This window comes from Aliihoeflea aestuarii (assembly GCF_024105665.1).
Classification (GTDB): domain Bacteria; phylum Pseudomonadota; class Alphaproteobacteria; order Rhizobiales; family Rhizobiaceae; genus Aliihoeflea; species Aliihoeflea aestuarii.
On record NZ_JAAAMK010000003.1, the window covers coordinates 13484 to 26004 of the forward strand.

Here is a 12521-nt window from a genome sequence, read left to right on the forward strand (position 1 = left end):
AGGAAAGGCCCGTCGGAGCGATCCGGCGGGCTTTTTATATAGTTGGAAGACTATCCTCCGCCGAGATAGGCTTCGACCACAGCCGGATCGGCGGCCATTTCATCGGTGCTGCCCGATCGGCGGATTTCGCCGAGTTCCATCAGATGCGCTTCATCGGCGATCTCCAGAGCGGCGCGCGCATTTTGCTCCACCAAGAGGATCGATACTCCGGTCGAGCGCAGTTCAGCGACGATGCCGAGGATTTCGGCGACGATCTTCGGGGCGAGGCCGAGGCTCGGTTCGTCCAATAGGAGAAGCTTCGGCCGGCTCATCAGTGCGCGGGCAAGCGCCAGCATCTGCCTTTCGCCGCCCGAAAGCGTTCCGGCAAGCTGTTTGCGTCGTTCCTTCAGGCGTGGAAAGCGATCATAGAGGTCAGCGCGTGCTTCGGCCCGCTCCGACGCCGACCGCAGGAAGCCGCCCAGCTCCATATTGTCTTCGACGCTCATGGAGCCGAAGAGCTCGCGCTTTTCCGAGACCAGGCACATGCCGGCGGCGACGCGGCCCTCGACGCTCGGCGGCACCGGCTTTCCGCGATAAAGGATCGTCCCGCTCGACGGCACGACGCCCATAGCGGCATTGAGCAGCGTCGTCTTGCCGGCACCGTTTGCGCCGATGACGGTGACGATGCGCCCCTCTGCCATGGCAAGGTCGACCCCATGCAGGACTTCGGCCTTGCCGTAGGAAACGCGGATATCGGAGAGTTGGAGAAGGCTCACGACACGCCTCCGAGATAGGCCGACACGACGGCGGGATGACGGCGCACCTCGGCCGGGTTGCCCTCGGCGATCTTGGTGCCGAAGTCGAGGACGACGAGATGATCGACCAGCCCCATGACGAAGCTCATATCGTGTTCGACCAGAAGCACGCCGACACCTTCCGCGCGCAGCTTCTTCAACAACTCCGCCAGTTCCTGCTTTTCGCCGTGGCGAAGTCCGGCGGCCGGTTCGTCGAGAAGCAGCAGCGCCGGATCGAGGCTGAGCGCACGGGCGATTTCGAGGATGCGGATCTGGCCGAGGGCCAGATCGCCCGCCGGGCGGTCGCGATAATCGGCCAGCCCGACGCGCGCGATCTGCGTTTCGGCCTCGGCCAGAAGAATGGCTTCCTCGGCGCGGTCGAGCCGCAGGACGGAGCGAACCACGCCCGAGCGACCGCGCAGATGCGCGCCGAGCGCAACGTTTTCCAGAACGGTCATCTCCGGCAGCACCTTGGCGTGCTGGAAGGTGCGGGCGATGCCGTGGCGGGCGACCTCGCGTGGGCTTTTCGCCGAAGCGGTCGCGTCGCCGAAGATCACCTTGCCGCCGCTCAAGGGCGAGATAGCCGTGATCAGGTTGAACGTGGTGCTTTTGCCCGCCCCGTTCGGCCCGATCAGGCCGACGATCTGCCCCGCTTTCACATCGAACGAGACGTCGTTGACGGCGACGAGGCCTCCGAATGTTTTGCGCGCGGCTTCGAGCTTGACGAGCGTGGTGCCTTCGGGCGCGAGTTTGCGGCGGCCGAGCGCGCCGTCGGCCTTGGGCAGCGGTCGTCGCTTTCGGGCCGGCAGCGCGCGCAGGATGAGCGGCCAGAGTCCGTCGCGGCTGAACTGGAGGATGGCGACCAGCAGAATTCCGAAGACGATCATCTCGAAATTGCCGGTGATGCCGACGAGGTCGGGCAGGAAGCGCTGGAGCAGGTCCTTCAGGATCAGGACGAGGCTCGCGCCGAAGATCGCACCCCAGACGTGCCCCGCGCCGCCGACGACCGCCATCAGCAGATACTCGATGCCCATATTGAGGCCGAAGGGCGTCGGGTTCACCGAGCGTTGCATATGCGCGTAGAGCCAGCCGGACAGTGCGGCAAGCACGCCCGCCAGCACGAAGACGGTGAGCTTGGCACGTACGATGTCGACGCCGAAGGCCTCGGCTGCCTGCGTGCCGCCGCGCAAGGCGCGCAGCGAGCGCCCGACGCGGGAATCCAGAAGGTTGCGCGCACCGATGGCGACCGCGATGACGCAGCCCCAGATGACGTAATAGATCGAGCCCGACGAAAAGAAGCGATGGCCGGCAAGTTCCAGCGGCGGGATCGCCGTGATGCCGTCATAGCGGCCGAAAAGCTGGATCTGGCCGAAGAGGTAGTAGAGCGCCAGACCCCAGGCGATGGTGCCGAGCGGCAGGAAATGACCGGATAGCCGCACGGTGATGAGGCCGAGCGGAAGGGCGACCAGCGCCCCCGCCAGAAGTGAAAGCGGCAGCGTCGCCCAGGGGGAAAACCCGTAAGCCGTCGTCAGGACCGCCGTCGTATAGGCGCCGAAACCGACCAGCGCCGCCTGACCGAACGACGTCATGCCGCCGACGCCCGTCAGAAGCACGAGGCCGATCGCCACCAGCGAGGCGAGGCCGATATTGTTCAAAAGCGTGATCCAGAATGGCGGGATCGGCAGGAAGGGAACGGCCGCGACGACCGCGATGCCGACAAAGCCGATGAGCCTGCGGTCGAGCGCCATGATCAGTCGTCCTCGTGATGATCGGTGGTGAGCGAACGCCAGATCAGGACCGGGATGATCAGCGTGAAGACGATGATCTCCTTGAAGTTGCTGGCGTAGAAGGAGGCGAGCGCTTCGACCAGACCGACGCCGATGGCGGCCAGCGCCGTGACCGGGAAGCTCGACAGGCCCGCGATGATCGCCGCGACGAAGCCCTTGAGACCAATCAGGAAGCCGGTGTCATAGTAGACCGTGGTGATCGGCGCGATGAGCACGCCCGAGACCGCGCCGATGGTTGCGGCAAGGACGAAGGCGGTGCCGCCGGTCAATTGCGTGCGCACGCCGACGAGACGCGCGCCGAGGCGATTGACGGCGGTGGCGCGCAGCGCCTTGCCGAGCAATGTCTTCTCGAAGAAGAAATAAAGCCCGACCATCGCCGCGATGGTCACGCCATAGATCCACACTGCCTGAGCGGCGACCGGCATGAAGCCGACCGAGAACGAACCGGCCGTCAGCGGACGCGCGCGGAAGCCCTCGGCTCCGAAGAAGGCGAGACCCAGCCCCATCATCGCCAGATGGACGCCGACTGATGTGATGAGAAGCACCAGAACGGTGGCATCGGAGAGCGGGCGATAGGCGATGCGATAGACGTAAAGGCCCATCGGCGCGACGATGACGATGGTCAAAAGCGCCTTGACGAAGGCATTCGGTTCGGTGGGAACGATGAAAAGCGCGGCCGTGTAGATCGCGAACGGCAGGACCAGATTGATGGCGGCCGACCGCGCCAGTGCGGGCAATCCCGGTCGCAGGCGCGTTTCGACAAGATCGAACAGGAACGCGGCGATGCCGAAGACGACCAGAAGCATCGCCGTACCGGGCATTCGGCCGACATCGAGGAAGGCGAGCGTCAATGCGCCATAGGCCACGAATTCGCCCTGGGGGATGAAAATGACGCGGGTGACGGCGAAGACCAGAACGAGCGCCAGACCGAGCAGCGCATAAATCGCGCCGTTGGTCACGCCGTCCTGAACCAGGAAAGCCAGAATCGTGAATTCCAAGGCGTCTCCTCCCGCCTGCGGCTACCCGTCACCGGGCAGATCGCACAAACTTGTAATGATCTATAACAATTCAGACGACGGGCGACAATCGCGAATTTGGTGCTCTCCAAACGAACACGACCGCCGAAAACGGCGGTCGTGAGATTTTGCGGTGAGTGAAATGCACCTCAGTCGTAGAGAACGCAGGCCACCTTGTGCCCGTCTTCGAGCTTGCGGATCGGTGGCGGCTCTTTCTTTTCAAAGCCGACATGAATGTTAGTGCCGCGCGGCTCGATCCGCGCCACCTCGGCAAGCGCCGGGCTGCGGACGGTCAGGATCGACATGACCTCGTCGGCCGCAGCCGCCGCATCGCCCTTCACCTCGATCAAGATGTCGAGACCCTCGACCGTGGCCTTGCCGAGATGCGCCGGCGCGTCGCCTTCGATCGTCCGCAAATCGAGCGCCGACTTCACGTCACGCCCTTCCCAGCCGCAGACGGGCGTCGCCAGCGGGCATCTTGTGTGGAACCGGCAGCCATTCGGCGGCTCGATCGCGCTCGGAATCTCGCCGGCCGCCTCGAGCGGCGGCTTGACGATATCCGGATCGGGTTCCGGGCTCGCATCGAGCAAAAGCCGCGTATAGGGGTGCAGACGCTTGGAGATGACGTCTTCGGTCGGCCCCATCTCGACGATCTGGCCGAGATACATGATCGCCGTGCGGTCCGCGACGTAGCGGATCGTCGGCAGGTCATGGCTGACATAGACGAAGGAGATGCCGAGTTCCTCGCGAAAGCGGCGCATGAGGTTGAGGACGCCCGCGCGGATCGACACGTCGAGCATCGAAACAGGCTCGTCGGCGACGATGAAGCTTGGTTCCAGCACGATCGCGCGCGCGATGGCAACGCGCTGGCGCTGGCCGCCAGACAATTCGTGTGGGAACCGCTCCAGATAGGTCTCGGCCGGCTTGAGACCGGCACGCTCCAGCGCCTGACGCACACGCAGCTTCAAATCCTTGCCTTTGGCGAGACCATGGATCGTCAACGGCTCGCCGACGATATCGGCGATGGTGAAGCGCGGGTTGAGCGTTTGATACGGGTCCTGAAAGACCATCTGCGCCGAGCGGCGGAACGCCTTCAGATCCTTGCCCTTGAGATGCGCAACATCGCTGCCCGCGAAACGGATTTCGCCTTCGGTCGCATCCTGAAGCTTGACCAGCATCTCGCCGGTCGTCGTCTTGCCCGAACCGGATTCACCGGCAAGCCCGAGGATTTCACCAGCCTTCAATTCGAAATCGATGCCGTCGACGGCATGGACCTTACGGTCTTCCTTCTTCGAAAATGACGACAGGAAGCCGCCGGCGACAGGGAAATGGCGCTTCAGGCCGCGCACTTCGATGACATTGCCTTCGCCGATGTCGTCGGCGGGCGAATTGATCGCGCTGGCGATTTCGCCAAGCCGCTGGCCGACCTTTGCCCATGTCTCGTTGCGCGCGGAGATCGCGCGGAATTCCTCGGCCTTTTCGGGAAAATGGCAAGCTGTCGCGTGATCGCCGCCAACATTGTGGAAGGCGGGCGCCTCGGCGATGCAACGCTCCTGCGCAAACGGGCAGCGCGCGGCGAAGCGGCATCCCGTCGGCGGGTCAAGCAGGTTGGGCGGCGTACCGGGGATCGAGATCAGTTCGCGCTGCGCCCCTTCCAGCGTCGGGAACGCGTTGGTCAGGCCCATCGTATAGGGGTGGGCGGGCGCGCGGAATACGGTGCGGACCGGGCCGGTCTCGACGATCTTGCCGCCATACATGACAGCGACGCGATCACAGGTCTGAACCACGACGGAAATGTCATGCGTGATGAACAGCAGCGACATGCCGCGCTCGCGGCGCAACTTGCCGAGGCGCGCGAGAATCTGCGCCTGCGTGACCACGTCGAGCGCGGTCGTCGGCTCGTCGGCGATGACGAGCGCCGGATCGAGCGCCATCGCCATGGCGATGATGGCGCGCTGCTTCATGCCTCCCGACATTTCATGCGGATAGGCCGACAGGCGCGACGGATCGATGCCGACCGCGCGGAACAGCGTCTCGCCATGCGCCCAGGCATCCTTTTTGTCGATCTGGATATGGGCCTGCATGGCCTCCACGATCTGGTCGCCGACACGGTAGACGGGATCGAGCGCGTTCATCGCCGCCTGGCTGATCCAGGCGATATCCTTCCAGCGAACCTTGCGCATCTCTTCTTCGGAAAGCGGCACGAGGTCCCGACCTGAAAAGCGGATCGAGCCGGCGGCCACGTCTCCGTTCGGCGGGAGCAGCCGCAGCATGCCCTTGGCGGCCGTCGTCTTGCCGCAGCCGGATTCGCCGACCAGTCCGAGCGATTCGCCCGGCCGGATCGAAAAGTCGATGCCGTCCACCGCCCGCACCGGCCCTGCGCCGGTGCGATAGTGGATGGCGAGGTCTTTCACGTCGAGAAGCGGTTCGGTCATTGGCGCGCCCTCAGTCGCGGATTGGCGATGAGTTCGAGCGACCGCGAGATGAAGAACACGGACAGCACCGTCGTCATGATGAAGAAACCGGGCGGCAGGTTCCACCACCAGGCGGTCCGCCACGCGCCCGAAAGACGCGCATTGTGCAGGATGCCGCCCCACGAGATCGATTGCGGCGGCCCGAGTCCGAGGAACGACAATGTTGCCTCCGCGATGATCGACACGCCGACGATGATGGCGAGTTCGAGGAAGACGAGCGGCATCACGTTCGGAAAGATGTGGAGATACATGATCCGCAGATCGGACGCGCCGGCGACCCGCGCGGCCTTCACGAAGGGCCGCTCGCGCAGCGACAGCACCTGACTTCGGATCAGTCGCGCCACCGTCCGCCATGTGAGCAGCGATACGGCGAGGATGACGATCAGCAGGCTCGGCTCGAACAGGAGCACCAGGATCAGTGCGAACGGTTCGAACGGAATGCCGTACATCACGTCCACCGTGCGCATCAGCACCGTTTCGGTGCGGCCGCGATAATAGCCGGCGACGAGGCCGACATTGGTGCCGATCAGCACGACGAGCGCCGCCCCCAGGAAGCCGACGAGAAGCGCAATGCGCGAGCCGTGGACGTTCTGGCTGAAGAGGTCGCGGCCCAGATGATCGGTGCCGAACCAATGGTCGGCGCTCGGCGGGGCGAGCCGGTTGACGAAGCGGTCGGAGCCGAGCGCGAGGATGTCGTCACCGGCGACCAGAAGCGCGCGCAGATGACGTTCGCTCTCGGCCGGCACGCGCAGCCATTCCCCGCCGTCATGCTCGATGATGATGCCGTTACGGCCGACCGCAACCGCGCGTCCGTCGTCGCCGACCCAGCCGGCGCGCAGCGCGCGGGTGTCCGGTGTCGTGTCCTCTGCCCAGCGCTCTCCGGGCGCTGTGCGGCGCACCGCCGTGCCGCGCTCGCCGACCGCGATCGCTTGCCCGTTGGGCGAAATGTGTAGGCCGTTCAATTCGCGCTGTGTGCCGAGCCGTTCAAGTTCGGCTTCGCCCGTCTGCGGATCATAACGGATCGCAAGGCCGCGATCGCCGACGGCCAGCAGTGTACCGTCCGCATCGCGCTGCACCGCGTTGAGCGCGAAGCCGCGCCCGACCGGGCTTTCGATCTCCGTGACCGAAGGCGTGCCGGCAAGATCGAGCAGCCAAAGCTCCTCGCCGCCCCCGACGATCAGTGCGGAATTTTCATCGACCCATGCGGCGGAGCGCAGATGGGCGGAAGCGGGTGCATCGACGGACGTCCATCCGGTGCCGTCGAGAAGCGCGATCGTGCCGTCCGAACCGACGACCAGCGCGCGGCCGTCCTCAGCTATCGCGACACCGTTCAAATCGACGATTTGCGGGAAGCCGATCACGTCCCAGCCATCCGGGCCGTACCGATAGACGGTGCCCTGACGGCCGACCGCGATGCCGTTTCCGGCACCGTCGTCGTCGGCTGCCTGAATGGCGTATTCGCCGAGCGACGGCGACAGGCTCCAGTTGATCGCGCCGCCCTCGCCCGCTTCGCGCACGAGCACGGATGCGTCCTCGACCTCGTTGATGGCATTCGGATCGTGAGGCGACAACAGGGGCGCGGCGAGCGCCATGGCGACGATGACGGATAGGACCGCCAGCCCGATGACGGCGAGCCGGTCGGCCAGAACCAGACGAAGCGGCTTGGCGGCGCTCCTGATAGCGGAAGGCACGATCATTTGAAGCTCACGCGTGGGTCGAGCGTCGAATAGAGGATATCGACGAGAAGATTGAGGGAGATCACGAAGGCGGCCATGACGAGGAAGCTCGCCTGCGCCAGCGGGAAGTCGGAGGTGCGCACCGCGCTCAGGATTTCACGGCCAAGACCCGGCCATGAGAACACGACCTCGACCACGACCTGACCGCCCGCAGCAAGGCCGATCGTGACGGCAAGCTGCGTGACGACGGGCAGGAGCGCGTTGCGCGCGGCGTGGTTGTAGAGAATGCGCCGCTCGGGCAGGCCCTTGGCGCGCGCCATCTCGATGAAATCCTCGCCATAGACCTCCAGCATCGTGTTGCGCATGATCAAAAGCGGCGAGCCGAGATAGTAGAGCGCGACGACGATGGCCGGCAGCGTCAGGTGCCACAGGAAGTCGAGCGTCGTGATCTTGTCGAAGAAGCCGGTGCTCGTATAGGGCAGCGTGCGCATTCCGCTGGTCGGGGCAAGACCGAGCATCACGCCGAAGACGAGAATGCCGATCATGCCGGTCCAGAACATCGGCGCGGAGCGGAACATCAGCCCGGCGAAGATGCCGACCGTGTCGGCGCGGGTGCCGCGACGCCAGGACAGCCACGCGCCGAGCGGCACGCCGATGAGATAGGCGATCAGGATTGCCGTCACCATCAGCACCATCGTGTTGCCGAGCCGCTCCCAGATGATGTCGGCGACCGGTGCGCGATAGTGGAAGGAATAGCCGAAATCGCCCTGCACGGCGTTTTGCAGGAAGAGCAGATATTGCCGCCACAGGGGTTGGTCGAGGCCGAAGCTCTGGCGCACCATTTCACGCTGTTCGGGGCTGAGGCCCTCGGCGACGAGCGCGGTCGTCGGGTCCGGCAGCCCCCACCGGAACAGGAAGAACAGGAGCGTCGCGATGATGAAGAGCGAGACCAGTGCCTGGAAGGCACGGCGGATCAAATAGCTACGGCGGTTCATGTTCCGGCCTTGCGCAAATGGCTTGCGACCCGCCGCAAGGAGATGCGGCGGGTCGCGCAGTCAGCGTTCAGGATTACTTGACGAGGCGGCCTTCACCGTCCCACGAATACCCGGCTTCCTCGAGCGCGGCGCGCGCCGCATCCATGTCGTACTCGAACTGCTCGACGAAAGGCGCGCTCCAGAAGGCGTTAACCGGCGCGATGATCGAGTGTCCGACCTCGCCGCGACCGTCGAGGAGCACATTCACCATGCGCTCGCGATCCATCGCCTGCGTCAGAGCGCGCCGCACCTCGCGGTCGTCGAACGGCTCGCGCTTGGTGTTGAAGGTCATGTGATAGTATCCGAAATCCGGCACCGTCACGACCGTCAGGTCGTCCTGCTGCTCGGCAAGCGGAATCTGCCCGGCTTCCATGCGCCAGGCGGTCATGTCGATCGCGCCGGTCTGAAGACCCGTGAACACGCCTTCCATGTCGGCATAGATCACGAACTCGACACCATCGACGGCGATTTCGTCGGCGTGGAAATGATCCTCGTTTTTCGCCAGCGACATGATCTCGCCGCGGCTGTAGGCGTCATACTTGAACGGCCCGGAACCGATATTCGGGATCTGGTCCGGCGTCAGTTCGCCGGGGTTCTCGATATCGGCCCACAGATGTTCGGGCAGGATCGAAATCTGCGACAGCGCGATATTCGCGAAGGACGCGGACGGCTCGGACAGGTTGAAACGAACGGTCAGGTCACCCGTGGCCTCGACATTTTCGAGCGAGTCCAGATAGGCATCGAAATAGGCGTAGCTCTGGCTCTTGTAGTAATTGAAGGTGAAGGCGACGTCCTCGGCCGTGACCGGCTCGCCGTCATGGAAGGTCAGGCCCTCGCGCAGCGTGACGTCGATCGTCGTGTCGTCGACGGCTTCGACGGATGCGGCCATCCAGTTGATCGGCTCGACATCCGGCGACAGGCGAATGAGGCGGTCGTAATAAAGGCGCATCCACTTCCAGCCCCAGACCGAAGTCGAGGCGAGCGGGTTGAGATTGTCCGGCTCCTGCGGGCCGCCGATACGCAAGGTCTGACGATCCGTCAGCGGGCGGGCCTGCATCGGACCCCATTCAGAGTAAAGCCCTTCGCCGGCCATCGCCTCCATGCCCTCGAAGGCCGCGTTGTTGTAGGCCACGACCTCGTCGCGGTAGAACAGCACGATCACCGGCGCATCGGGAACGTAGAGCTCCTGCATCTGCTGCACGAGTTCCTGTCGTGCCTCCACGTCGAATTCCTGCGACTGGCGCGTGAAGAGTTCGTCATATTCGGGATTGTGGTAGCCGCCCGGATTGTTGCCGCCCGGCTCGGACTGGCGCGAATCCAGCGTCCCCAGGAAGAACTGCGGATCGAGACGGTCGACGCGGCCCGACCAGCCGATGATCGTCGCGTCGAAATCCTGCTGGTCGTAGAAGCGACCGAGAAGGGTCGAGAACTCCGTCGGCTGGACGTTGACCTCGAGCCCCAGTTCGCGCCATGCCTCGGCGACGATGAAGGCCGCCTCGTAACGGATCGGGTCGTAGGCTTCGGTCGTGGTTGCGATCGTCACCGCGGGAACGCGTTCCTGAGCATTGCCCGGCGCCGCAAATGCAGCCGTCAGCGCAGTCGAAACAAGCAGACCGAAACCAATCCGTCGCGAACGTGACATCATCATATAGACCCTCTCCATTGGTCGTCAGGTGTTCTTGATATTCGAGGCGTCGTGCGCCTCTTTTTAGAGATTATCCCCAGGAGCCGGACGCTAGAAGAATTGGCCCTACATGACAACCTTACCACAGGTTGCATTTGGTGATCGCCCATAGACGCAACGTAATCTGCCTGCACCAGCGGGTTCGTTAGCGTGTGCTTTGCCGGACGGCGACGACGATGCTAGGCACCTCGCAGATCACTAACGGGAAGGACGCACATGACGAAGCAACTCGTCGACGACCGGCTTGCGCAGATTTTCGAGCATATCGATTCGAACCGGGACAGCTTTATTTCACGCCTTATCGACTATGTCCGGCATCCCTCGATCAGCGCGCACGATATCGGCATCCGCGAAGTCGCCGATATGCTGGTCGGCATGCTCGGGAAACTCGGCATGGAAGCCGAGGCCGTCGAGACCGAGGGCCATCCGATGGTCGTCGCGCGGCGCGGCGACCGCAAGGACGTGCCGACCGTCATGCTTTACGGGCATTACGACGTGCAGCCGCCCGAACCGCTCGAAGCCTGGGTCAGCCCGCCCTTCGAGCCGACAATCCGGGACGGTCGTATCTATGCGCGCGGCGTCGGCGACAACAAGGGCCAGCACTTCGCGCAGCTTCTGGCGATCGAATCCTGGCTCACTGTTCATGGCGATCTGCCCTGCAACATCATCGTGCTGCTCGAGGGCGAAGAGGAGATCGGTTCGCCGCACATCGCCGAATTCGCCCGCAAGCACCGCGACCGGCTGAAGGCCGATCTCGTCATAACCGCCGACGGTCCGTTGCACATTTCGGGCCGGCCGATCGTCACCTTCGGCGTGCGCGGCATCGTCAGTTTCGACCTGAAGGCGAAGACCGCCGACCGCGACACGCATTCGGGCAATTACGGCGGCGTGATGCCGAACGCGATCTGGAAGCTGGTGCATCTTCTCGGCACCATGAAGAACGACGCGGGCGCGATCACCATCGACGGGCTCCACGACGACATCATCGCGCCCAGCAATGTCGACCGCGCACGCGCGGCCGATCTACCGCTCGACCTGCCCGAATTCATGAACGAGCTTGGACTTTCCGAACTCGACGCACCGAAGGACCGTCCGTTCTACGACCGGCTGATGTTCCACCCGACCCTGACGATCAACGGATTGCATGGCGGTTATGGCGGTCCCGGCACCAAGACGGTGCTGCCGGCCGAAGCGATCGCCAAATGCGACATGCGCCTTGTCGACGGCATGGACCCGGAAGACGTGTTCGCCAAGGTGGAAGCGCATGTGCGCCATCATGCGCCCGACGTCGAATTCATCCGCCACGGCTCGATGCTGCCCTCGAAGACGGCGATCGACACGCCCTATGCCGACGCCATCGTTCAGGGCCTGACCGCCGCGCATGGCGTCGAACCGCTGCTCTATCCCGCGCTGGGCGCGAGCGGGCCGGACTATGTCCACACGAAGATTCTCGGCATTCCGGCCTTTTTCGTGCCTTACGCAAATGCCGACGAGGCCAATCACGCGCCCAACGAGAACCTGACCATCGACTGCTTCATCAACGGCATCAGATCCGGCGCGGCGATGCTGGCAAAGCTGGGCGCGCTCGGGAAGGCGGGATGACGGATGCGACGATCGGCGTTTGAAAGCGCCGTTCATCCGTGCTGAACTGAGCTTCAATGATTCTGGCCGCCGGCACGCTTGAAGCCGGCGCGACATACCACCACATCAGGCCGAACACGCAGGTTTCAAGGAGAGTTCCCGAATGTCAGCGATCAAGATCGACAAGAACAATTTCCAGTCAGACGTGCTGCAGGCGGCCGGGCCGGTGGTCGTGGACTTCTGGGCCGAATGGTGCGGCCCGTGCAAGATGATCGCCCCTGCGCTCGACGAGATCGCGACCGAGCTCGACGGCAAGGTGAAGATCGCCAAGGTCAATATCGACGAAAACCCGGAACTTGCCGCACAGTTCGGCGTGCGCTCGATTCCGACGCTGATGATCTTCAAGGGCGGCGAAGTGGCCGACATGAAGGTCGGCGCGGCTCCGAAGACGGCGCTGTCATCCTGGATCAGCGGCAACGTTTGATTGCCGATCGGA

Annotated in this window: 9 protein-coding genes; 2 read left to right on the forward strand and 7 right to left on the reverse strand. The window is 64.1% G+C overall.

Features of this window, described 5'->3' with window-relative positions; genetic code table 11:
* Nucleotides 1-50: 50 nt before the first annotated feature.
* The 7 genes from GTW25_RS07710 to GTW25_RS20565 form a co-directional block, all read right to left on the reverse strand.
* Nucleotides 51-755 (reverse strand): ABC transporter ATP-binding protein, encoded by a 705-nt coding sequence (locus GTW25_RS07710; RefSeq protein ID WP_252911479.1) that lies wholly within the window; start codon nt 753-755, stop codon nt 51-53.
* Nucleotides 752-2521, reverse strand: a complete 1770-nt coding sequence (locus tag GTW25_RS07715; protein WP_252911480.1) for a branched-chain amino acid ABC transporter ATP-binding protein/permease — start codon at nt 2519-2521, stop codon at nt 752-754. Before GTW25_RS07715 ends, GTW25_RS07710 begins: the two co-directional genes overlap by 4 nt.
* 2 nt (nt 2522-2523) lie before the next feature.
* Nucleotides 2524-3558, reverse strand: a complete 1035-nt coding sequence (locus GTW25_RS07720) for a branched-chain amino acid ABC transporter permease (protein WP_252911481.1) — start codon at nt 3556-3558, stop codon at nt 2524-2526.
* A 167-nt stretch (nt 3559-3725) separates the two neighbouring features.
* On the reverse strand, nt 3726-6011 hold the full coding sequence (locus GTW25_RS07725; RefSeq protein ID WP_252911482.1) for an ABC transporter ATP-binding protein: 2286 nt from the start codon (nt 6009-6011) through the stop codon (nt 3726-3728).
* Nucleotides 6008-7747, reverse strand: a complete 1740-nt coding sequence (locus GTW25_RS07730; RefSeq protein ID WP_252911483.1) for an ABC transporter permease subunit — start codon at nt 7745-7747, stop codon at nt 6008-6010. The genes GTW25_RS07725 and GTW25_RS07730 overlap by 4 nt, the downstream gene beginning before the upstream one ends.
* Nucleotides 7744-8721, reverse strand: a complete 978-nt coding sequence (locus tag GTW25_RS07735; protein ID WP_252911484.1) for an ABC transporter permease — start codon at nt 8719-8721, stop codon at nt 7744-7746. Before GTW25_RS07735 ends, GTW25_RS07730 begins: the two co-directional genes overlap by 4 nt.
* A gap of 73 nt (nt 8722-8794) precedes the next feature.
* Nucleotides 8795-10303 carry an ABC transporter substrate-binding protein gene (locus GTW25_RS20565; RefSeq protein WP_252911485.1) on the reverse strand — a complete coding sequence of 503 codons (1509 nt, stop codon included), beginning with the start codon at nt 10301-10303 and terminating at the stop codon, nt 8795-8797.
* A gap of 357 nt (nt 10304-10660) precedes the next feature.
* On the opposite strand from GTW25_RS20565, the gene GTW25_RS07745 reads away from it, so the two are divergent.
* Together GTW25_RS07745 and trxA are read left to right on the forward strand one after the other, a co-directional pair.
* Complete coding sequence (locus tag GTW25_RS07745) at nt 10661-12046, forward strand: M20/M25/M40 family metallo-hydrolase (protein WP_252911486.1); 1386 nt, start codon at nt 10661-10663, stop codon at nt 12044-12046.
* Nucleotides 12047-12188: 142 nt separating this feature from the next.
* Nucleotides 12189-12509, forward strand: coding sequence for a thioredoxin (trxA, locus tag GTW25_RS07750; RefSeq protein WP_252911487.1), 321 nt, complete (start codon nt 12189-12191; stop codon nt 12507-12509).
* Nucleotides 12510-12521 lie beyond the last annotated feature (12 nt).